We start from the raw sequence: 22,290 nt of genomic DNA, 5'->3' as shown, positions 1-22,290 counted from the left end.
TACTAGCCGCGGCCGGTCCTCGGCGCGGGTGTGCGGCGGGCCGCGGCCTCCGAGAAGCCGTCGAAGGAGCGCCGGCTCGACGGCAGCGCCGCGTCCGTGGTGTTGACGCGGGGCAGGGCGTACGGGTGCTGCTCGCACAGCCAGCGGACCATCTGCTCGCGGACGGTGACCCGTACCGTCCATATGTCGTCCGCGTCCTTGGCCGTCACCAGGGCCCGCACCTGCATGGTGTTCGGAGTGGTGTCCGTGACGGCCAGGCCGTAGTCGCGGCCGTCCCAGGCCGAGCACTCGCGCAGGATGTCGCGGAGCTTCTCGCGCATCAGCTCCACCGGCGCCGAGTGGTCGAGGTGCCAGTAGACGATGCCCGTCATCTGGCTGCTGCCGCGGGACCAGTTCTCGAAGGGCTTCGAGGTGAAGTACGAGACCGGCATGGTGATCCGGCGCTCGTCCCAGGTCCGCACGGTCAGGAAGGTCAGCGTGATCTCCTCGACCGTGCCCCACTCGCCGTCCACGACGACCGTGTCGCCGAGCCGCACCATGTCGCCGAAGGCGATCTGCAGGCCCGCGAACAGGTTGCTGAGCGTCGACTGGGCGGCGACACCGGCGACGATGCCGAGGATGCCGGCCGAGGCCAGCAGGGAGGCGCCCGCGGCACGCATCGCCGGGAACGTCAGCAGCATCGCGGCCGCGGCCACCACGCCGACGATCGCCGCGACCACCCGCATGATCAGCGACACCTGGGTGCGTACGCGCCGCACCCGGGCCGGGTCGTGGTGCAGGCGGGCGTAACGGGAGTAGGACGTCTCCACGACGGCCGCCGCGATACGGATCACCACCCAGGCCGTAGACCCGATCAGCACCAGGGTCAACGTCCGGCCGATGCCGACCTCGTGCTCCTGCAGCAGTTGCGCCTCGTCGTAGGAGCCTCTGAGCATGGCCGAGCACAGCACCAGCTGGTAGGGGATGCGGCCGCGGCGCAGCAGCCCCCACAGCGGGGTGTCGCCGTGCCGTTCGTCGGCCTTGCGCAGCAGCAGGTCGGTGGCCCAGCCGATGAATAGCGTGAGCACGACCGAGCCGCCGATCACGATCAGCGGGCGGAGTACGTTCTCCATGCCTGCGAACCTAACCGGCTCCGGGGGTTCATGAACATGTGAGTTCGGGCTCGTACGGGGTACGGCCACGAGGCGGCGCTGTCAGTCCCGGCTGGCACGATGGCCTCATGAACATCATGCTCTTTCACTCGACCTACGGTCTGCGGCCCGCGGTGCGCGAGGCCGCGGATCGGCTGCGCGGCGCCGGACACGAGGTGTGGACCCCGGACCTCTTCGACGGGCGTACGTTCGAGACGGTCGAGGAGGGCATGGCCTTCAACGACGAGATCGGCAAGGACGAGCTGCTCAAGAGAGCCGTCCTGGCCGCCGCGCCTTACTCGGAGCGAGGCCTTGTGTACGCCGGGTTCTCGCTCGGCGCCTCCATCGCCCAGACCCTCGCGCTCGGCGACGAGAAGGCGCGCGGGCTGCTGCTTCTGCACGGCACGTCGGACATCGCGCCCAACGCGTCGGTGGACGAGCTGCCGGTCCAGCTGCATGTCGCCGAGCCGGACCCGTTCGAGACGGACGACTGGCTGAGCGCCTGGTATCTGCAGATGGGCAGGGCGGGCGCGGACGTCGAGGTGTACAGATACGCGGGGGCGGGCCACCTCTACACCGACCCCGGGCTGCCGGACTACGACGAGGAGGCCGCCGAGGCCACGTGGCGGGTGGCGCTCGGCTTCCTCGAGACCCTCTAGGAGCCCTCTGGCCCCCTATACGGGGTCGTACGTCCGCTCGACCTTCTGGGTGCCGGTGCGGGTGCGGTACGAACGCACCCAGGCCGAGGTCGCGTCGGCCTTCGTGCGGTCGGACAGCACGTAGTAGTCCATCTGCGCGCGCTCGGCGGTGATGTCCAGGACGCCGTAGCCGTGGCGGTCGGTGTCGACCCAGTGGACGTGCCGGTTGGCCGCCTTGATGATGGGCGAGGCGATCGCGGAGACCGTGCCCTCGGGGACCTTCACGATGTCGTCGAGGTTGTCGGAGGTCACCGAGGTGACGACGAACTCCGTGGCCGCTGAGGCCGACAGCGGGTACGTACCGGCGTCCACCGGCACGTCGTTGGCCCACGCCATGTGGATGTCGCCGGTCAGGAAGACCGTGTTGCGGATCGCGTTCGAGGTCAGATGGGCCAGCAGCTCGCGGCGGTCGTCCGTGTAGCCGTCCCACTGGTCGGTGTTCACGGCGAGGCCGTCCTGAGGCAGGCTCAGCAGCTTGGCCAGCGGCTTGAGCAGGTCGGCGGTGAGCGAGCCGATGACGAACGGCGCGATCATCACCGAGTTGCCGACCAGCCGCCAGGTGGTGTCGGAGGCCTTCAACCCGGCCTTCAGCCAGTCGAGTTGGGCCCGCCCGGTGATCGTACGGTCCGGGTCGTCGACCGAGCCGGAGCCGGAGGACGCCTGCTGGGAGCGGAAGGAGCGCAGGTCCAGGAGGGAGAGGTCGGCGAGCTTGCCGAAGCGCAGCCGGCGGTAGGTGGTGCCCGCGATCGCCGGGCGTACCGGCATCCACTCGAAGTAGGCCTGCTTGGCGGCCGCCTTGCGGTCGGTCCAGGTGCCCTCGGCGCCCTCGGTGTGGTTGACCGCGCCGCCGGACCACGCGTTGTCGGCGAACTCGTGGTCGTCCCAGATCGCCACGACCGGCGCCTTGTGGTGCAGGGCCTGCAGATCCGGATCGGTCTTGTACTTGCCGTGCCGGGTGCGGTAGTCGGCGAGGGTGATGATCTCGTTCGTCGGCGCGTGCGGCCGGACGACGGTGCCGCGGGCCGCGTACTCGCCGGACTTGTACTCGTAGATGTAGTCGCCGAGGTGCAGCCAGGCGTCCAGGTCGCCCCGGGCCGCGAGATGGCGGTACGCGGCGAAGTAGCCGCCCTCCCAGTTGGCGCAGGAGACCACGCCGAAGCGCAGGCCCGGCACGGCGGCGTCGGCGGCAGGAGCCGTTCGGGTGCGGGCGACCGGGGAGTCGGTGGGACCGGCGGAGAACCGGAACCAGTAGTCGGTGGCCGGTTCCAGGCCCCGGATGTCCGCCTTGACGGTGTGGTCGGAGGCGGCACTCGCCGTGGTCGAGCCCTTGGCGACGATGTTCGTCAGCGCCTTGTCCTTGGCGACGACCCAGCTGACCTCGGTGTCCGGGCCGAGCCCCGAGCCGGGTATGGCCTCGGGGGTGGGCGTCACCCGGGTCCACAGCAGGATGCCGTCGGGCAGCGGATCGCCGGAGGCCACACCGTGCAGGAAGGCGGGAGCGTCCGCGGCCGCGCGGGCCGGGAGCGCGGCGGCGAGCGGTCCGGCCAGGACAGCGGTCGCCGCCGCGGCCTTGACGACCGTACGGCGGCGTGGAGAGAGCGAGTTGGGGGCCTGGGACGCCTCGGATGATCTGTATCGACTGGTCACGACCGAACAGGTTACTGATCGGTATGCGTGAGAGCGGGCGAACCCGGAATGTTCGCCCGCTCTTCATGCGGAGGCCGGACTTCCCCTCGGCGTCGGCCGTTTCGGCGTCAGCCCTTGAGGGCCGCGCCCACCACCCTGTTGAAGTCGGCCACCGTCAGCAGCGGCGCGCTCTTGCCGTCGGCGAAGAGCTGCTTGCCGTCCACGACGAAGCCCGGGGTGCCGGTCACGCCGTCCTTGTTGTCGTCGAAGGTCTTCGACATGGCCATCGCCCAGGCGTCGTAGGTGCCCTTCTTGACCGCGTCCTGGAACTTCGTGTTGTCCTTCAGCGCGGGCACGGTCTGGGCGATCTTGATCAGGTAGCTGTCGTCCTTGAACTTGTCCTGCGTCTCGTCCGGGTGCCACTGCGTCGAGTACATCGCGGTCTTGTAGTCGAGGAAGGCCTGGTCGCTGACGTTCAGCGCGGCGCCCAGAGCGCTCAGCGCGTTCTTGGAGCCCTGGCCGTTGTCCTTCCGGTCGATGAAGGTGGCGCCGACGTACTGGAACTTGAACTTGCCGTCGGCGAGGTCCTTCTTGAAGGTCGGGCCGACGACCTGCTCGAACTGGGCGCACACGGGGCAGCGCGGGTCCTCGTAGACCTTGAGGGTCTTCTTGGCGGTGCTCCTGCCGATGATGACCGTGGTGCCGTCGGTCCCCGTGGTGTTGGCGGGGGCCGTGACCTTGGCGTCCTTCAGGCCCTCCCAGTAACTGGGCTTGTTGGCCTGGACGACGGCGTAACCTATGCCGCCGGCCGCCGCCAGTACGGCCACGATCGAACCGGCCACGATGGCCTGCCGCCTGACCTTGGCCCTCTTGGCCTGGCGCTCGCGTTCCTGCCGCAGCCGCTCCCGGGCCGCCGTCTTCGAGGCCTGGCTGTTCCGCTTGCTCATGTCGGTGTTCTCCATGTGGGACCCGCATACGTCGTACGCGGGATACGTGTGGGGGACTGGTCGTGCTCAGGTGCTGTGCGCAAGGACGGTGCGTGCCGGGCGGCGCACCGGGTGTCGCTCAGGCGAAGGCGACCGAGCACGGCGGGCCACGCCGTCCCAGGGAGTGCACGAGGATCCGTTCGCGGGCGCCGGCCGCGGGGCGGCCGGTGTGCCGTACGCGGGGCGCCGACGCGGCCGGCCGGACCGCCACCGCGGCGACCGCCAGCAGCAGCGGACGGAAGGTGGTCGCGGTCACGGCGCGGACCAGCTGGGCCAGCGCCCGCTCACCCCGGCGCAGCCAGGCGGCGGCCAGCAGACCGACGCCGACATGAGCGGCCAGCAACAGCCAGGCGGTGGCCGGGTCGGCGTGCGCGAGCAGCGCGGCGAGCCGGTCGGTGCCGGTGCCGGTCACGCGGGCCAGCGGGGCGGTCGCCCCGGAGCCGATGCCGGTGCCGTTGCCGCACAGCACGTCGAAGCCGACCGAACGCAGGGGGCCGGCGACGGGTCCGCCCGCGCGGCCGTAGCAGACGTGCTGGCCGGTGGTGAAGACCGTGTCGGCGGCCAGCTCCAGCGGGATCAGCAGGGCGGCGATCCGCACGAAACCGCGCTCACGGCCGGCCAGGGCGTAGGCGACCGTGAACACGGCGGCGGCGACGGCGGCCACCGTGTTCAACGGCAGCGGGACCCGCGACAGCAGCACGTGCGACGCGGTGCTGAGCGTCACGACGAGTGCCGTGAACAGCGCCGCGCGAAGCGCTCTGATGCGGGTCCCGGATATGTCCATGGTGTGGAGAGTCTGTCATGTGGTCCTGTAAGGGACCCCTAAAAGTGCGCTGTGAGACAGCGGACCGACAGCAGACCGTTAGAGACCCGGGATCCGGCCGTTGCGGAACAGGTCCACGAAGATCTGGTGGTCGGTACGCGCGCGTGCGCCGTAGTCGTGCGCGAAGTCGGTCAGCACGCCCGCGAAACCGTCCTCGTCGGCGGCGATCGCCGCGTCGATGGCCCGCTCGGTGGAGAACGGCACCAGGGACTCACCGGACTGGTCGTCCGCCGCCGCGTGCATGGTGGCCGTGGCCCGGCCCAGGTCGGCGACGACCGCCGCGATCTCCTCCAGGTCGTCGATGTCGCCCCAGTCCAGGTCGACGGCGTACGGCGACACCTCGGCGACCAGCTGGCCCGCGCCGTCCAGCTCGGTCCAGCCAAGCCACGGGTCCGCGTGCGCCTGCAGGGCGCGCTGCGAGATCACCGTGCGGTGGCCCTCGTGCTGGAAGTAGTCGCGGATCGCCGGGTCGGTGATGTGCCGGGAGACGGCCGGGGTCTGGGCCTGCTTGATGTAGATCACCACATCGTTCTCCAGGGCGTCGCTGTGGCCCTCCAGCAGGATGTTGTACGACGGCAGCCCGGCCGACCCGATGCCGATGCCGCGGCGGCCCACCACGTCCTTCACCCGGTACGAGTCCGGGCGGGCCAGGGAGGCGTCCGGCAGCGTCTCCAGATAGCCGTCGAAGGCGGCGAGGACCTTGTAGCGGGTCGCCGCGTCCAGCTCGATGGAGCCGCCGCCGGGCGCGAAGCGGCGCTCGAAGTCGCGGATCTCCGTCATCGAGTCCAGCAGCCCGAAGCGGGTCAGGGAGCGCGCGTCACGCAGGGCGTCCAGGAGCGGCCCCTGCGCGGTGTCGAGCGTGAACGGAGGCACCTCGTCGCTCTTCGCGCCGGTCGCCAGGGCGTGGATGCGCTCGCGGTACGCGCCCGCGTACACCTCGACCAGCTCGGTGATCTGGTCGTCGGCGAGCGCCTTCGCGTAGCCGATGAGGGCGATGGAGGCGGAGAAGCGCTTCAGGTCCCAGGTGAAGGGGCCGACGTACGCCTCGTCGAAGTCGTTGACGTTGAAGATCAGGCGGCCGTTCGCGTCCATGTACGTGCCGAAGTTCTCCGCGTGCAGGTCGCCGTGGATCCACACGCGCGAGGTGCGCTCGTCCAGGTACGGGCCGCCCCGCTTCTCTGCCTCCAGGTCGTGGTAGAAGAGGCACGCCGTGCCCCGGTAGAAAGCGAAGGCCGAGGCGGCCATCTTGCGGAACTTCACGCGGAACGCGGCCGGGTCGGCGGCCAGGAGCCGGCCGAAGGCGGTGTCGAAGACGGCGAGGATCTCCTCGCCGCGCTGCTCGTCGTTGAGCTGGGGAACCGACATCGCGGAGTGCCTCCTGGTGCCTGGATGTGTACGACGGCGTTTCTGTTTTTGCCAACGGTCGAGGGTGCGCGGAAGTGCCCGCGATCCTCGCAGTGAAGGTACGCGGGGCAGCCCTCGGATTGTCAGTCCCGAGGCATAGACTTCGACGCTGACCCCAGGACTGTCCGCCAGCCCGTAGTCCAGCGTTTCCCTTGGAGGCCCGACCGTGTCAAAGCCGCCGTTCACGCACCTGCACGTCCACACCCAGTACTCGCTGCTGGACGGTGCCGCGCGGCTCAAGGACATGTTCAACGCGTGCAACGAGATGGGCATGACCCATATCGCCATGTCCGACCACGGCAACCTGCACGGGGCGTACGACTTCTTCCATTCCGCGAAGAAGGCCGGGGTCACCCCGATCATCGGGATCGAGGCATATGTCGCTCCGGAGTCGCGGCGCAACAAGCGCAAGATCCAGTGGGGCCAGCCGCACCAGAAGCGCGACGACGTCTCCGGTTCGGGTGGTTACACCCACAAGACGATCTGGGCGGCGAACGAGACGGGTCTGCACAACCTCTTCCGCCTCTCCTCGGACGCGTACGCCGAGGGCTGGCTGCAGAAGTGGCCCCGTATGGACAAGGAGACCATCTCCCAGTGGTCCGAGGGTCTGATCGCCTCCACGGGCTGCCCCTCCGGCGAGCTCCAGACCCGGCTGCGGCTCGGCCAGTACGACGAGGCGCTGAAGTCGGCCGCCGAGTACCAGGACATCTTCGGCAAGGACCGCTACTTCCTGGAGCTGATGGACCACGGCATCGAGATCGAGCGCCGGGTCCGCGACGGCCTGCTCGACATCGGCAAGAAGCTCGGCATCCCGCCGCTGGTCACCAACGACTCGCACTACACGTACGCGCACGAGGCGACCGCCCACGACGCCCTGCTGTGCATCCAGACCGGCAAGAACCTCTCCGACCCGGACCGCTTCAAGTTCGACGGCACCGGCTACTACCTGAAGTCCACGGACGAGATGTACGCCATCGACTCCTCGGACGCCTGGCAGGAGGGCTGCCGCAACACCCTCCTGGTGGCCGAACAGATCGACACCACCGGCATGTTCGAGGCGAAGAACCTCATGCCGAAGTTCGACATCCCCGAGGGCTACACCGAGGTCACCTGGTTCAAGGAGGAGGTCCGCCGGGGCATGGAGCGCCGCTTCCCCGACGGCATCCCCGAGGACCGCCAGAAGCAGGTCGAGTACGAGATGGACGTCATCATCCAGATGGGGTTCCCGGGCTACTTCCTCGTCGTCGCCGACTTCATCATGTGGGCCAAGAACAACGGCATCGCGGTCGGCCCGGGCCGAGGCTCCGCGGCCGGCTCGATCGTCGCCTACGCCATGGGCATCACCGACCTCGACCCGATCCCGCACGGTCTGATCTTCGAGCGGTTCCTCAACCCCGAGCGCGTCTCCATGCCCGACGTCGACATCGACTTCGACGAGCGTCGGCGCGTCGAGGTGATCAGGTACGTGACCGAGAAGTACGGCGCCGACAAGGTCGCCATGATCGGTACCTACGGCAAGATCAAGGCCAAGAACGCGATCAAGGACTCCGCGCGCGTGCTGGGCTACCCGTACGCCATGGGCGACCGCATCACCAAGGCCATGCCCGCCGACGTCCTCGGCAAGGGCATCGACCTCAACGGCATCACCGATCCCTCGCACCCCCGCTACTCGGAGGCGGGCGAGGTCCGCGGGATGTACGAGAACGAGCCCGACGTGAAGAAGGTCATCGACACCGCCAAGGGCGTCGAGGGCCTGGTCCGGCAGATGGGTGTGCACGCCGCCGGCGTGATCATGTCCAGCGAGACCATCACCGAGCACGTGCCCGTGTGGGTGCGCCACACCGACGGCGTGACCATCACGCAGTGGGACTACCCGAGCTGCGAGTCGCTCGGCCTGCTGAAGATGGACTTCCTCGGCCTGCGCAACCTGACGATCATGGACGACGCCGTCAAGATGGTGAAGTCCAACAAGGGCATCGACCTGGAGCTGCTGAGCCTCCCGCTGGACGACCCCAAGACCTTCGAACTGCTCCAGCGCGGCGAGACCCTCGGCGTCTTCCAGTTCGACGGCGGCCCCATGCGTTCGCTGCTGCGTCTGATGAAGCCCGACAACTTCGAAGACATCTCCGCCGTCTCCGCGCTCTACCGCCCCGGCCCGATGGGCATGGACTCGCACACCAACTACGCGCTGCGCAAGAACAAGCTCCAGGAGATCACCCCGATCCACCCCGAGCTGGAGGAGCCCCTCAGGGAGGTCCTGGACGTCACCTACGGCCTGATCGTCTACCAGGAGCAGGTGCAGAAGGCCGCCCAGATCATCGCCGGCTACTCGCTCGGCGAGGCCGACATCCTGCGCCGTGTGATGGGCAAGAAGAAGCCCGACGAACTGGCGAAGAACTTCACCATCTTCCAGGCCGGCGCCCAGAAGAACGGCTACAGCGACGAGGCGATCCAGGCCCTGTGGGACGTGCTGGTCCCCTTCGCCGGCTACGCCTTCAACAAGGCGCACTCCGCCGCGTACGGCCTGGTCTCCTACTGGACGGCCTACCTCAAGGCCAACCACCCGGCCGAGTACATGGCCGCGCTGCTGACCTCCGTCAAGGACGACAAGGACAAGTCGGCGGTCTACCTCAACGAGTGCCGTCGCATGGGCATCAAGGTGCTCCCGCCGAACGTCAACGAGTCGGTGCACAACTTCGCCGCCCAGGGCGACGACGTGATCCTCTTCGGCCTCGAGGCCGTCCGCAACGTCGGCACCAACGTGGTCGAGTCGATCATCAAGAGCCGCCAGGCCAAGGGCAAGTACGCCTCCTTCCCCGACTACCTCGACAAGGTCGAGGCGGTCGCGTGCAACAAGCGCACCACGGAGTCGCTGATCAAGGCGGGCGCGTTCGACACCCTGGGGCACACCCGCAAGGGCCTCACCGCGCACTTCGAGCCGATGATCGACAATGTGGTCGCGGTCAAGCGCAAGGAGGCCGAGGGCCAGTTCGACCTCTTCGGCGGCATGGGCGAGGAGGAGAGCAACGAGCCCGGCTTCGGACTCGACGTGGAGTTCACCACCGAGGAGTGGGACAAGACCTATCTGCTCGCCCAGGAGCGGGAGATGCTCGGTCTGTACGTCTCCGACCACCCGCTCTTCGGTCTTGAGCATGTGCTGTCCGACAAGGCCGACGCGGGCATCTCCCAGCTCACCGGCGGTGAGCACGCGGACGGTGCGGTCGTCACCATCGGCGGCATCATCTCGGGCCTGCAGCGCAAGATGACCAAGCAGGGCAACGCCTGGGCGATCGCCACCGTCGAGGACCTCGCGGGCTCCATCGAGTGCATGTTCTTCCCGGCGACCTACCAGCTGGTGTCGACCCAACTCGTCGAGGACGCCGTCGTGTTCGTCAAGGGCCGCCTCGACAAGCGGGAGGACGTGCCGCGGCTGGTGGCGATGGAACTCCAGGTCCCGGACCTGTCCAACGCGGGCACCAACGCGCCCGTGATCCTCACCATCCCGGCAACCAGGGTCACCCCGCCGATGGTCAGCCGCCTCGGCGAGATCCTCAGCCACCACAAGGGCGACAGCGAGGTCCGCATCAAGCTCCAGGGCCCGACCAAGACGACCGTCCTGCGTCTGGACCGGCATCGCGTGAAGCCCGATCCGGCGCTCTTCGGAGACCTGAAGGTGCTGCTCGGACCGTCCTGCCTGGCCGGCTGAGCGGCGTACGACCGCGGGCGGACGAGCCGAGACGAGGGGCGCATCCGGTGAGCCGGATGCGCCCCTGTGTGTGCCTGGGTCTCAACAACCCGTATGCAGATGTCAGTTGTGAGCGCGTCAGTTGTGGCCGAAGCGTTTCTGCTTGCCCTTGCGCGCCATGTCACCGGGGGTCATCTGGCTGAGGTGCTGCTCGGCGTGCGACTCCATCGTGGACTGCTGGGACGCCTGCTGACCGCGCTCGGTCTGCGGCTGCTTTCGCTCACGGTTCTTGTTCTTGGCCATGGTTCTGCCTCCTGTGGGGGATCTAGGGGCCAGGGCCGCGACCAGATTCACATAGGCTGACAACGAGCGCATTTCGGATAATTACCGTCTGTGACAGGGCATCTCGGAACGCGAGGACGCGGGACGCGAGCCGAAACGCCACGCCGAAGATCGAGTTCGGGCCGTTAACCCCCGCGCAGTCGGGCAGACTCGAAGGAAGCCCGAAGCAAACCTCCCGGAAAGAGGGTGGATCGCGTGGACCGCTGCATCGTCCTGGTGGACGCCGGGTATCTGCTGGGGGCCGCCGCCAGTCTCCTTGCCGGGGAGCCCTCACGCTCCCGTATCACCGTCGATCACGCCGCCCTCATCCAGGCCCTTCGTGAACGCGCCGAGTCCGACACGGAACGGCCGCTGCTGCGCATCTACTGGTTCGACGGCGCCCCCGACCGCGTCCCGCAGCCCGAGCACCGCAGGCTGCGCGTGATGCCCCGGGTCACCGTCCGGCTCGGTGCCCTGACCCGCAGTGACGGACGCTGGGCGCAGAAGGGCGTCGACGCCGCCATGCACGCCGAGCTCACCGAGCTCGCCCGCAACCGCGCCTGCTCCGACATCGTCCTCGTCACCGGCGACGGCGATCTGCTGCCGGGCATGATGGCCGCCAAGGAGCACGGCGTCGCCGTACACCTGTGGGCCGTGCAGGCCGCCGACGGGGACTACAACCAGTCCGAGGACCTGGTAGCCGAGGCCGACGAGCGGCGCGTCCTCGACCGTACGTGGATCACCAAGGCCGTACGGGCCAAGGAACTCGGTGGGATCTGCGCACCGCCGCCCGTGCCGCGGCCCGAGATCGCCGCGATCCTCTCCGCGCCGCTGCCGGAGTCCGCGCTCTCCGCGGCGGAGCGGAGCGCCGAGGACGGCGAACACGCGCCCGCGGCGGCCCGCTCCGAGAACGGCACGCAGGAGCGGGTGCCCGCGCCCAAGGGCGTGCCCACCCCGAAGGACCTGGCCGCGCTGCGCGCCCCCGGGGTGCAGCCCGCCCATCACCCCGCGAACGCGACCCTGCGCTGGTCCTCCGACAAGGGCTGGGTCGACCGGCCCCCCGCGGAGCCCCCCGAGGCCGCCTCGATGCCGACGCTGGCCCAGCTGACCACCGCCGAGCAGCGGTGGGCCGACCGCGAGGAGGACATCACCACGGTCGGCGGCGACCCGTACGAGGTCGGGCAGGTGTTCGCGCGGCGGTGGATGGAGCGCCTCGGCGACCAGAGCCATCTGCAGAAGCTGTCCGGGATGTACCCGCGCGTCCCGCACCGCATCGACGGGGAGCTGCTGCGCTACGCAGCCCGGTTCGGTCTGCTCGCCCACAAGGACGACCAGATCGACGAGCACGACCGGTATGCGATCCGGGCCGGGTTCTGGCGGGAGATCGACGTGCGGACGGCGGCGGAGCACGCTCCCGCGGGTGAGTAGTTCCTCACCAGTGCCGACCGTGTTCTTCACCGGGTTCTTTACTGGCGGTTGTGCCGCTTTGGACCAACCCGAGAGCGGACGGGGCCTGCGGACCCCGTACCCTCGTCCTTTGTGAGTACGCGCGCGGCACAGGCACTTCGGCACGGTGGGGATGTCGTGTGCGCGGTGCGCGGGCTGACCAAGACCTATCCGGCGGTGCGGGGGCGCCGGGGTGCGCCGGGGACGCCCGCCGTGCGGGCCACCGACGATGTGCACCTCGACATCCGGCGCGGCGAGATCTTCGGTCTCCTCGGGCCGAACGGTGCGGGCAAGTCCACCCTCGTACGGCAGCTGACCGGGCTGATGCGGCCGGACTCCGGGCGGGTCGAGATCCTCGGGCACGACATCGTGCGGCACCCGGAGCGGGCCGCGCGGATCCTCGCCTACCTGGGGCAGGAGTCCAGCGCCCTCGACGAACTGACCGTGTCCCTCGCCGCCGAGACGACCGGGCGGCTGCGCGGCCTGGAGGCCCGTGAAGCGAGGGCCGAGCGCGATGCCGTACTGGAGGAACTGGGGCTCACGCCCCTTGCCGGGCGGCCGCTGAAGAAGCTGTCCGGCGGGCAGCGCCGGCTGGCGTGTCTTGCCGCCGCACTGGTCGGGGAGCGCCCGCTGCTGGTGCTCGACGAGCCGACCACCGGGATGGATCCGGTGGCCCGGCGGGCCGTGTGGGCGGCCGTGGACCGGCGGCGGGCCGAGCGCGGGACGACGGTTCTGCTGGTCACCCACAACGTCATCGAGGCCGAGACGGTTCTCGACCGGGTCGCCGTCCTCGACCAGGGGCGGGTGATCGCCTGCGACACCCCCGCCGGGCTCAAGGAGCAGGTCGCGGGGGAGGTCAGGGTCGAGCTGGTGTGGCGCGAGAGTGCGCCGCTGCACGTGCCCGAGGTCGCCGCGCTGCGTGAGCGGGCCGCCGAGTCCGGGCGCCGCTGGACGCTCAGGCTCGCCCCCGAGGACGCCCGCGCGATCGTCGCCACCGTGACCGGTGGCAGTGCGTTCGCCGCGCTCGACGACTTCACGCTGGCCACGCCCAGCCTGGAGGACGTGTACCTGGCGCTGGGAGGCGCCGCGCAACAGGGGCTGGTGAAGGCGTGAGCGTTGTCGTCGGTGTGAGTGCGCGGCCCGCCGCGGCCGTATGGTCCCTACGGGCGATCGGCTCAGTGGGCCCCGTGAGCCCGAGCGAGAAGGGGAGCAGCGCGTCGTGAGTGTCGTACCCGCCGGGGTTCTGCCGGGCGGTGCCCTGGCCGTGGAGGAGGACGGTCGCGGCGCGGCCGAGCTCGGGCCGCGGGCGCGGATGTGGCCGGCCCTCGTCGCCGTGTACCGGGCGCAGCTGTCGCGCGCGCGGGTGGCCCGGATCCCGCTGCTCTTCGTGGCTACCTTCCAGTCGGTCGGGATCATGATCCTGATGCGGGGGGTCGTGGACGGCGGCGGCGAGGCCGAGTCGGTGGTCGCCGGGGCGTCGGTGCTCGTGGTGGCGTTCGTCGCGCTGAACCTGCTCGCGCAGTACTTCGGGCAGCTGCGGGCGAGCGGCGGGCTCGACCATTACGCGACGCTCCCGGTGCCCCCTGCGTCCGTGGTGCTGGGGGCGGCCGGGGCGTACGCGTCCTTCACCGTGCCCGGGACCGTGGTCACGGCGGTGTTCGGGTGCGTGCTGTTCGGGCTGCCGCTGGCGCATCTGTGGGTGCTCGCCGCGGTGATTCCGCTGGCGGGGGCGGCGCTGGCCGGGCTGGGCGCGGCGCTCGGGCTGCTGGCTCCGCGGCCGGAACTGGCCACTCTGCTCGGCCAGTTGGGCATGTCCGCGGCGCTGCTGCTCGGGGTGCTGCCGGCCGACCGGATGCCCGGGGTCGTGAGGTTCGCGCGGGATCTGCTGCCGTCGACGTACGGCGTCGAGGCCTTCGCGCGGACCTTCGGGGCGCATCCCGACTGGGCCTTCGTGGCCGGGGACCTCGCCGTGTGTGCGGGGGTGGGGGTGGTCTCGCTGGCCGTCGCCACATGGGCGTACCGTCGGGCGGCCGTCCGGTGACGCGCCGCACAGACGGGCCTGGCACGATGGCAGGGTGACCGCACCGTTGACTCCGCCTCCGCCGCCGCATGAACAGTCCTCGCAGAATGCGTGGCAGCCCCCGGCTGCCGGGTACGTGGCCCCTGTGACGCATGACGTCGCGTGGGACGGCACGTACGGACAGGACGGGCCCGGGATGAAGACCGAAGTGCGGGAGGCCGCCGTCATCACGGCGGTGGTGACGGTCGCGGGCGTGCTGCTCGGGGTGCTGTGGTGGTGGCTGGCGCCGCATGTGCCGCTCGTCGGTGACGTGGTCGACAAGAGCTGGGTGGTCTATCTCTCGGACAGCGAGGGGGAGCAGGCGATCGGGGTGGACGGAACGTTCACGCTGCTTGCGGTGGCCTTCGGTGCGGTGAGTGCGCTCGGGGTCTTCTTCTGGCGGCGGCGTGGGGGTGTGCCGTTGGCGGTGGCGCTGGGGGTCGGGGGGCTGCTCGCGTCGTTGCTGGCCTGGAAGCTCGGGGTGTGGCTGGGGCCGCCGCAGGATGTGATCGCCCATGCGAAGGCCGCGGGCAAGGGGGTTACGTTTTCCGCGCCGCTGAAGCTGGGGGCGAAGGGGGCGTTGTTGGCGTGGTCGTTGGCTGCGCTGGTGGTGCATCTCGGGTTGACGGCGTTGTTCGGGCCTCGGGATCCGGAGCAGTACCAGGAACACGGGGGTGTTCCCAAGGATCCTCATGGGGCGCCGACGGCCTAGGGCCGCGCCCTTGGGGTCCTTCAGCCCGTCCGGCGTTCGAGGACGAGGCCGTTCAGGCCGAAAGCGGGGGGCTGGGGGCGCAGCCCCGATGGACGGGACGGGTAGGGGCGGCGGGGGCGAAAGAAACCCCCGCAGGGGTCATGCACGGCCGATGGGGGCCACTACCGCTTCCGTGAGTTTGGCCAGGTCATCGGGGGAGAGTTCCACCTCCAGGCCGCGGCGGCCCGCCGAGATGCAGATCGTGGCGTGGGCGGAGGCCGAGGTGTCCAGGACCGTGGGGAGTTTCTTGCGCTGGCCCAGGGGAGAGATGCCGCCGCGGACGTAGCCCGTGGTGCGTTCGGCGAGGGCTGGGTCCGCCATGGCGGCCCGTTTGCCGCCGACCGCCGAGGCCAGGGCCTTGAGGTCCAGCTGGCCCGCCACGGGGACCACCGCCACCGTCAGGGCGCCGTCCACGTCCGCGACCAGGGTCTTGAAGACGCGGTCCGGGGACACACCCATCGCCTCCGCCGCCTCCTCGCCGTAGGACGGGTGGGACGGGTCGTGGTCGTAGGCGTGGATCGTGTACGGCACCCCTGCGGACGTCAGGGCGACCGTCGCGGGGGTGCCGCCCTGCTGCTGGTTCTTCTTCGGCTTCTTCGCCATTCCGGCCTTCGCAGTGACTTCTGCAATGACTTCTGCAGTGACTTCAGTTGAGGCTTGTGCGGCCGCGCGTCAGCTCCGACGCCGGCAGTGACGGCAGGTTACGGATGATCGCCGTCTCGGAGCGAAGGAGTTTCAGCTCGTCGCGCAGCCGGGACGCGGTGTCCGGGGCCTGCAGCAGGCGCTGCTTGGTGGGGGTGTCCAGCATCATCGCCGCCGCCACCAGGTAGGAGACCACGGACGGTTCGTCCGGGAGGTCGGCACCGGTCGTGAGGGACCGTTCGCGGGCGCCCGCCAGGCGTTTCTGGTACTGGCGGAATGCCCGCAGCACGCCCTCGGCCAGTGCGCCCGCCTCCTCGCCCGGCTCTTCCGGAAGCTCCTCCAGGTCCGCCGTCAGGAAGGGGCCCGACGCGTCCACGGACACCAGGCGTGCCCGGGTCGTGCCCGTCGCCAGGACCTCGAAGGTGCCGTCCTCGCGTTCACGGATCGTCGCCGCGTCCGCGACGCAGCCCGTCGCGTGGAACGACTTGGCCGGGTCGGGGCCGAAGCCCGCCGACGGCCCGAGTTCGGGCAGGGCCGTGGGGTCCGGCATGCCGGGCGCGCTCGGCGCCACCTCGTGGCCGTCGCGGATCGCCACGACGGCGAACCGGCGGGGTTCGTCCTCGGGTGTCTTGAGCAGGTCGCGCATCATGGCGCGATAGCGCTCCTCGAAGACGTTCAGGGGCAGTACCAGCCCCGGGAACAGCACCGAGTTCAGAGGGAAGAGCGGGAGACGGACGGTGGTCACGACGCAAGAGCCTAGTGGTCGGCGGAGCGGGCCCGTCCGGCGCGCCCACTTCGTGGATGCCGGGGCGAGGGCATGAGGCCCGTCGTACGGGCGAGGATCTCGCCGCGCACCTTCAGGAAGAGCGCCAGCGGGTCGTCCGACAACCGGCCCCACGGGAAGGACGTGGCGTACGGGCCGATCCGGTGCAGCTCGGTGAGCGCCTCCTCCCAGCGGTCGAGCCGTACGAGGACGTACATCAGCTTGTTGCGGATCTCGGACGGCCACGGGTCGGCCGCCGGGAAGCGCGCGGAGAACGCGATCGCCCGGTCGGCCGCCGCGTCCAGCCGTGCACGCGGCACCTCGGCGCCGACCCCGCCCGTCAGACAGGCGAAGGCCGCCCGCGACGGCAGCGCCTGGATGAGGGACCCCGCCGGGGCGTCCTGTGCCGCCAGGTCGGCGAAGTCGAAGCACTCGCGGTGGGAGCCCTGCCAGGACGCCGCCAGATAGCGCAGGGCCGCCACATGGCAGCCGTAGTGGTGCGGGGCGCGGCGCAGTGCCGCCTGCCACAGCTCGCCGAAGTACTTAGGGCCCGCGCCGGTGCCGCGCGCATGGTCCAGCGCGAGCCGCCAGGGCACCGGGTCGTGGTCGTCGCCGCGCGCGGCAGCCGTGATCAGGGGGCTGACCTCGCGCAACAGCTCCGCGCGTGCCGGGGAGCGCCAGGCGTCGTCCACCGCGAGCTGGGCCTTGATCAACAGCACGTCCGGGTCGTGCGGGACGGCGGCGGACCACGCCCCGAGCCATTCCGGACGGGCGTGCGCGAAGGCCGCCAGGCGTCTCGCGTACCGGTCGCGGGTCTCCCAGTCGCCGCGCGTGCGCGTGTCGGCGAGCAGCGCGGAGGCGGGGCCGTGCTCGCCGCCCGCGGCCGCGACCAGCGCGGAGCCGAGGCGGTCGTCGGGCACGTCGAGCAGCACCTCGTCGTCGGCGGGGAGCCCGGCGGTGGGGAGTCCGGCGGCGGGGAGCGCAGCGGTCCGGGGAGTCCGGGCCGCGCGGCTGAACGGATGCAGCAGAGCCATGGTGTCGACCATTGAAAGGCCGCTGGTCAACCCTGCGCCAGGGCCCACGGACAAGTCGTGGAAAGTTGTACGCGGATCGGTCAAGTGCAGGTAAAAGGTGACTGTTCGACAGGTGTTGCGTCGTTGTGTGCGAAACCCAGGTGTTCCCAGGACTTCAGTTCCGTCTCAGCAGTCGCGTCGCCCCCGCCGCCACCGTCGTCGCCAGGATCCAGCCGAGCAGGATCATCGCCGCCGACAGCCACTGCCAGCCGCCGCTCAGCTGCCAGACCCCGACCTGGCCCAGATCGATGACCGGGAGCAGCAGGTCCAGCGCGAACAGAGCCGGGTTCCACGGCGGGTGGGCCCCCGGCTGCACCGGCGGATGGCTCGCATGCGCGAAGGCCAGCGAGCCCGCCGCCCACAGCACCGCCATCCACACGGCGGCCCGGCCCGGCCGGTACCCGTAGGCCACCGTCCAGTCCTGCGCGTACCCCCACAGCTTGGCGGCGATCGGCAGGCTCTCGCGGCGCCGGCGCTGCTTGGCGAGGAGCACCTCGCGCGCGTCCTCGTCCTCACCGCCGGCCCGCAGCACGGAGGCGAGTCGCTCGTACGGCTCCGGGTTGTACTCGGCGGTCGCGGCCGTCACCCACTCCAGCCGCTCGGTCAGCGGGAAGGGGCCCTGCGGCACCAGGTTCTCGTACTGGAAACCGCCCATGTGCAGATTGCCGGGACCGGGCCAGGCGCTCGCCCGGTCGACCAGGTTGACCACCCGCGCCCCCGACAGGATGACCTTGCCGCGCTGCGGCCGCTCTCCGAGGAAGCGCAGCTCGGGCGTCTGCACCCGGCGCAGGGACAGCTCCTGGTCGTCGGTGAAGGCGAACCGGGCCCGCTCCAGGTCGACCGCGTCCTCGAAGCGCCCGTCGTCCAGGCGCACCCCGCCCTGGCACTCGAAGCGCTGGATCCGCGTCCCGCGCGCGGGCGTCGCACCGCTCAGCATCGAGGCGCCGACGCCCGCGGGCGTCAGGTACAGCGTGCGTCCGACGCTCAACTGGGGTGCGTTCAGCGCGAGCCTGCCGTACGGGTTGGCCAGCCGGGCGCCGCGCAGGCTCAGCGACACGCCGATCTTCGCGCTGCGCAGGCTCAGCTCGCCGTGCGACTCCAGCAGTTCGGCCTGCAGGTCCTGGCCGACCATCATGCCGTCGCCGGCGATCGAACGGCCGCTGCGGTCGCGGTGGACGATCGCCTGGTTGAGCAGCAGATCCGTACCGATGTGCGCGTCGGTCAGCCGGATGCCGCCCAGGAAGCGGCAGCGCGGCAGGTGCAGATCGCCCTCCGTGTGCACGCGCGCGGCCTCCAGTCGGGGCACCGAGCAGTCCACCATCCGCATGGTCGTGAAGTGGGCCTCCGGCAGCAGCACGTCCCGCTCGAAGCGGCAGCCACTCATCTCGACGTACGGCACCACCACGCCGCCTGCGAGGTCCAGTGAGCCGCTGACCAGCACCCCGCGCAGCTTCAGCGAGGACACCCGGCCCGCGAGCGCGGGCGGGCCGTCCAGCAGCAGCCAGCACACGATGCGCGCCCGCACGGTCCGCTCGGGCCCCCAGGGGTGCCCGCCGTGCGGATCGTCGACGACGGTGTCCCCGCTGCTCAGGTCGTACACACTGCCGTTGCGGAAGGCCTGCCACATGCCGGCCTCGGCGGCGGTCAGATCGTCCGGCAGGTCTCCGGCGCGAAAGCCGGCCCCTTCGGTCACTGCGCTTCCATCCCCCTGGTCCCTCGTAGCGGTCGCACAACCGTTCATGCCCGCTGTGTGACGCCCTGAACGCTGAACGTGAAGGCGATCTTCCGGGTTCCGCCGGGGGCCTGTATCAGCCATTGGAACGCGCGAACGGCGCCCGACCCCGGTCTGAGAGAATTGAGCCCGTGATCTCCCGAATCGATCTGCGCGGCGACGCCCTCCCCGAGGGCCCCGCCCTGCGCGACCTGCTGCCCCGAGCCGACTTCGACGTTCAGGCCGCCCTGGAGAAGGTGCGTCCGATCTGCGAAGCCGTGCATCATCGGGGCGACGCGGCGCTGATCGACTTCGCCGAGAAGTTCGACGGGGTCAGGCTGGACCAGGTCCGGGTGCCCGCCGAGGCGCTCATGCGCGCGTTGGAGGAGCTCGACCCGGCGGTCCGTGCCGCCCTGGAGGAGTCCATCCGGCGCGCCCGTCTCGTCCACCGCGAGCAGCGCCGTACGACCCACACGACCCAGGTCGTGCCGGGCGGCTCGGTCACCGAGAAGTGGGTGCCGGTGGAGCGCGTCGGGCTGTACGCGCCCGGCGGCCGGTCGGTGTACCCGTCCTCGGTGGTCATGAACGTCGTGCCCGCGCAGGAGGCCGGAGTCGAGTCCATCGCCCTCGCCTCGCCCGCGCAGGCCGAATTCGGCGGCTTGCCGCACCCGACGATCCTCGCCGCCTGCGCGCTGCTCGGCGTCGACGAGGTGTACGCGGCCGGTGGCGCGACCGCCGTCGCGATGTTCGCGCACGGCACCGAGTCCTGCCCGCCCGCCAACATGGTCACCGGCCCCGGCAACATCTGGGTCGCCGCCGCCAAGCGCTACTACACCGGCAAGATCGGTATCGACGCCGAGGCCGGCCCGACCGAGATCGCGGTCCTCGCCGACGACACGGCCGACCCGGTGCACGTCGCCTCCGACCTGATCAGCCAGGCCGAGCACGACCCGCTGGCCGCCGCCGTGCTGGTCACCGACTCCGTGGCACTCGCCGACGCGGTCGAGAAGGAGCTGGAGCCGCAGGTCGCGGCCACCAGGCACATCGAAGACCGGATCGTGCCCGCTTTGCAGGGCCGGCAGTCCGCGATCGTCCTCGTCGACGGCATCGACGAGGGCCTCAGGGTCGTCGACGCCTACGGTGCCGAGCACCTGGAGATCCAGACGGCGGACGCCGCCGCCGTGGCCGACCGGGTGAAGAACGCGGGCGCGATCTTCATCGGCCCCTGGGCGCCGGTCTCCCTCGGCGACTACGCGGCCGGCTCCAACCATGTGCTCCCCACCGGCGGTTGCGCCTGCCACTCCTCGGGCCTGTCGGTCCAGTCCTTCCTGCGCGGCATCCACATCGTCGACTACACGAAGGACGCGCTGGCCGAGGTCGCGCACCACGTGGTCACGCTGGCGGAGGCGGAGGACCTGCCCGCGCACGGCGCGGCGATCAAGGCTCGTTTCGGGTGGAAGGTTCCAGAAGGCAAGTGACCGGCATCGACGATCTCCCCGTACGGGACGAGCTGCGCGGCAAGTCCCCTTACGGCGCGCCCCAGTTGGACGTCCCCGTACGGCTGAACACCAACGAGAACCCCTACCCGCTGCCCGAGCCGCTGGTCGAGCGCATCACGGAGCGCGTCCGCGAGGCCGCCCGTGACCTCAACCGCTACCCGGACCGCGACGCCGTCGAGCTGCGCACCCAGCTCGCCAAGTACCTGACGGACACCTCCGGCCACCAGGTCGGCCCGGCCAACGTCTGGGCCGCCAACGGCTCCAACGAGGTCATCCAGCAGCTGCTGCAGACCTTCGGCGGACCCGGCCGTACCGCGATCGGCTTCGAGCCGTCGTACTCGATGCATGCGCTCATCTCGCGCGGCACCGGCACCGGCTGGATCTCGGGCCCGCGGGGCGCCGACTTCACGATCGACCTGCCGGCCGCCGAGCGGTGGATCGCCGAGAACAAGCCGGACGTCGTCTTCATCACCACCCCCAACAACCCCACGGGCAACGCGGTTCCGCGTGAGACGGTCCTCGCGCTGTACGAGGCCGCGCAGGCGGCGAAGCCGTCGATCGTGATCGTGGACGAGGCGTACATCGAGTTCAGCCACGGCGACTCGCTGCTGCCGCTGATCGAAGGCCGGCCGAATCTCGTCGTCTCCCGGACGATGTCGAAGGCCTTCGGCGCGGCCGGTCTGCGCCTCGGCTACCTCGCCGCGCACCCGGCCGTCGTCGACGCCGTCCAGCTGGTACGGCTGCCGTACCACCTCTCGGCGATCACCCAGGCGACCGCGCTGGCCGCCCTGGAGCACACCGACACGCTGCTGAAGTACGTCGAGCAGCTGAAGTCGGAGCGGGACCGGCTGGTGAGCGAACTGCGGGCGCTCGGCTTCGACGTCGTCGAGTCCGACGCGAACTTCGTGCAGTTCGGGCGGTTCGCCGACTCCCACACCGCCTGGCAGAAGATCCTCGACCGGGGTGTGCTGGTACGGGACAACGGCATCCCGGGGTGGCTGCGGGTGTCCGCCGGAACCCCGGAGGAGAACGACGCGTTCCTGGACGCGGTACGTGAACTGAAGAAGGAGCACAGCGCATGAGCCGCGTAGGACGCGTGGAACGGGTCACCAAGGAGACGTCGGTGCTCGTCGAGATAGACCTCGACGGCAGCGGCAAGGTCGATGTGTCGACAGGGGTCGGCTTCTACGACCACATGCTCGACCAGCTCGGCCGGCACGGCCTGTTCGACCTCACCGTGAAGACCGAGGGCGACCTGCACATCGACTCGCACCACACCATCGAGGACACCGCCCTCGCGCTCGGCGCCGCCTTCAAGCAGGCGCTCGGCGACAAGGTGGGGATCTACCGGTTCGGCAACTGCACGGTGCCCCTGGACGAGTCGCTCGCCCAGGTGACCGTAGACCTGTCCGGCCGCCCGTACCTCGTGCACACCGAGCCCGAGAACATGGCGCCGATGATCGGCGAGTACGACACCACCATGACCCGGCACATCCTGGAGTCCTTCGTCGCCCAGGCCCAGATCGCACTGCACGTGCACGTGCCGTACGGGCGCAACGCGCACCACATCGTGGAGTGCCAGTTCAAGGCGCTGGCGCGGGCCCTGCGCTACGCCTCCGAGCGCGACCCGCGCGCGGCCGGCATCCTGCCCTCCACGAAGGGCGCGCTGTAAA

At 70.4% G+C, this 22,290-nt stretch carries 19 protein-coding genes; 9 read left to right on the top strand and 10 right to left on the bottom strand.

The features are described 5' to 3' along the window. Positions 1-2: 2 nt before the first annotated feature. On the bottom strand, positions 3-1,112 hold the full coding sequence (locus ACWCRD_RS29945; RefSeq protein ID WP_450968891.1) for a mechanosensitive ion channel family protein: 1,110 nt from the start codon (positions 1,110-1,112) through the stop codon (positions 3-5). Between the two features lie 107 nt (positions 1,113-1,219). Between ACWCRD_RS29945 and ACWCRD_RS29940 the strand changes: the two genes are divergently transcribed. Next, a complete protein-coding gene (locus ACWCRD_RS29940; RefSeq protein WP_344404050.1) occupies positions 1,220-1,789 on the top strand; it encodes a dienelactone hydrolase family protein in 570 nt (189 codons plus the stop codon). 15 nt (positions 1,790-1,804) lie between these two features. Here ACWCRD_RS29940 and ACWCRD_RS29935 read toward each other — a convergent pair whose 3' ends face one another. The 4 genes from ACWCRD_RS29935 to ACWCRD_RS29920 form a co-directional block, all read right to left on the bottom strand. Then, positions 1,805-3,475 carry an alkaline phosphatase D family protein gene (locus ACWCRD_RS29935; protein WP_450968890.1) on the bottom strand — a complete coding sequence of 557 codons (1,671 nt, stop codon included), beginning with the start codon at positions 3,473-3,475 and terminating at the stop codon, positions 1,805-1,807. A gap of 107 nt (positions 3,476-3,582) precedes the next feature. Continuing rightward, positions 3,583-4,401, bottom strand: a complete 819-nt coding sequence (locus ACWCRD_RS29930) for a thioredoxin domain-containing protein (RefSeq protein WP_450968889.1) — start codon at positions 4,399-4,401, stop codon at positions 3,583-3,585. Positions 4,402-4,519: 118 nt separating this feature from the next. After that, the gene (locus tag ACWCRD_RS29925) at positions 4,520-5,224 is read right to left on the bottom strand and encodes a hypothetical protein (protein ID WP_450968888.1); all 705 of its coding nucleotides are present in this window, start codon (positions 5,222-5,224) and stop codon (positions 4,520-4,522) included. 78 nt (positions 5,225-5,302) lie between these two features. Further along, on the bottom strand, positions 5,303-6,628 hold the full coding sequence (locus ACWCRD_RS29920; protein WP_450968887.1) for a DUF2252 domain-containing protein: 1,326 nt from the start codon (positions 6,626-6,628) through the stop codon (positions 5,303-5,305). 205 nt (positions 6,629-6,833) lie between these two features. On the opposite strand from ACWCRD_RS29920, the gene dnaE reads away from it, so the two are divergent. Beyond that, complete coding sequence (gene dnaE / locus ACWCRD_RS29915; protein ID WP_450968886.1) at positions 6,834-10,373, top strand: DNA polymerase III subunit alpha; 3,540 nt, start codon at positions 6,834-6,836, stop codon at positions 10,371-10,373. Positions 10,374-10,490: 117 nt separating this feature from the next. On the opposite strand, the gene ACWCRD_RS29910 is transcribed toward dnaE, so the two are convergent. Continuing rightward, positions 10,491-10,655: a hypothetical protein gene (locus ACWCRD_RS29910; protein ID WP_450968885.1), complete on the bottom strand. Its 165-nt coding sequence runs from the start codon at positions 10,653-10,655 to the stop codon at positions 10,491-10,493. A 234-nt stretch (positions 10,656-10,889) separates the two neighbouring features. Here ACWCRD_RS29910 and ACWCRD_RS29905 point away from each other — a divergent pair, with 234 nt between their 5' ends. From ACWCRD_RS29905 to ACWCRD_RS29890, 4 genes are all read left to right on the top strand, one after another. Next, positions 10,890-12,101 (top strand): NYN domain-containing protein, encoded by a 1,212-nt coding sequence (locus ACWCRD_RS29905; RefSeq protein ID WP_450968884.1) that lies wholly within the window; start codon positions 10,890-10,892, stop codon positions 12,099-12,101. Positions 12,102-12,257: 156 nt separating this feature from the next. Continuing rightward, positions 12,258-13,232: an ABC transporter ATP-binding protein gene (locus ACWCRD_RS29900; RefSeq protein WP_450969052.1), complete on the top strand. Its 975-nt coding sequence runs from the start codon at positions 12,258-12,260 to the stop codon at positions 13,230-13,232. Positions 13,233-13,338: 106 nt separating this feature from the next. Continuing rightward, on the top strand, positions 13,339-14,160 hold the full coding sequence (locus ACWCRD_RS29895) for an ABC transporter permease (RefSeq protein ID WP_450968883.1): 822 nt from the start codon (positions 13,339-13,341) through the stop codon (positions 14,158-14,160). A 34-nt stretch (positions 14,161-14,194) separates the two neighbouring features. Then, the gene (locus tag ACWCRD_RS29890; RefSeq protein ID WP_450968882.1) at positions 14,195-14,890 is read left to right on the top strand and encodes an AAA family ATPase; all 696 of its coding nucleotides are present in this window, start codon (positions 14,195-14,197) and stop codon (positions 14,888-14,890) included. Positions 14,891-15,028: 138 nt separating this feature from the next. Here ACWCRD_RS29890 and ybaK read toward each other — a convergent pair whose 3' ends face one another. The 4 genes from ybaK to ACWCRD_RS29870 form a co-directional block, all read right to left on the bottom strand. Next, positions 15,029-15,532 carry a Cys-tRNA(Pro) deacylase gene (gene ybaK, locus ACWCRD_RS29885; RefSeq protein ID WP_450968881.1) on the bottom strand — a complete coding sequence of 168 codons (504 nt, stop codon included), beginning with the start codon at positions 15,530-15,532 and terminating at the stop codon, positions 15,029-15,031. Positions 15,533-15,575: 43 nt separating this feature from the next. After that, the gene (locus tag ACWCRD_RS29880; RefSeq protein WP_450968880.1) at positions 15,576-16,316 is read right to left on the bottom strand and encodes an LON peptidase substrate-binding domain-containing protein; all 741 of its coding nucleotides are present in this window, start codon (positions 16,314-16,316) and stop codon (positions 15,576-15,578) included. Between the two features lie 11 nt (positions 16,317-16,327). Beyond that, complete coding sequence (locus ACWCRD_RS29875; RefSeq protein ID WP_450968879.1) at positions 16,328-17,380, bottom strand: hypothetical protein; 1,053 nt, start codon at positions 17,378-17,380, stop codon at positions 16,328-16,330. 142 nt (positions 17,381-17,522) lie between these two features. Further along, complete coding sequence (locus ACWCRD_RS29870; RefSeq protein WP_450968878.1) at positions 17,523-19,100, bottom strand: oxidoreductase; 1,578 nt, start codon at positions 19,098-19,100, stop codon at positions 17,523-17,525. Positions 19,101-19,270: 170 nt separating this feature from the next. On the opposite strand from ACWCRD_RS29870, the gene hisD reads away from it, so the two are divergent. From hisD to hisB, 3 genes are read left to right on the top strand one after another with little or no spacing between them, the layout of a single operon-like run. After that, positions 19,271-20,596 (top strand): histidinol dehydrogenase, encoded by a 1,326-nt coding sequence (gene hisD / locus ACWCRD_RS29865; protein ID WP_450968877.1) that lies wholly within the window; start codon positions 19,271-19,273, stop codon positions 20,594-20,596. Continuing rightward, positions 20,593-21,699 carry a histidinol-phosphate transaminase gene (locus ACWCRD_RS29860; RefSeq protein ID WP_450968876.1) on the top strand — a complete coding sequence of 369 codons (1,107 nt, stop codon included), beginning with the start codon at positions 20,593-20,595 and terminating at the stop codon, positions 21,697-21,699. The genes hisD and ACWCRD_RS29860 overlap by 4 nt, the downstream gene beginning before the upstream one ends. Beyond that, complete coding sequence (gene hisB / locus ACWCRD_RS29855) at positions 21,696-22,289, top strand: imidazoleglycerol-phosphate dehydratase HisB (RefSeq protein WP_030932889.1); 594 nt, start codon at positions 21,696-21,698, stop codon at positions 22,287-22,289. Before ACWCRD_RS29860 ends, hisB begins: the two co-directional genes overlap by 4 nt. Position 22,290: the final 1 nt, after the last annotated feature.

It is taken from the genome of Streptomyces sp. NPDC002092, assembly GCF_053593775.1.
The sequence above is the reverse complement of the archived record's forward strand: the minus strand, read 5'-3'. Positions and strand labels throughout refer to the sequence as shown.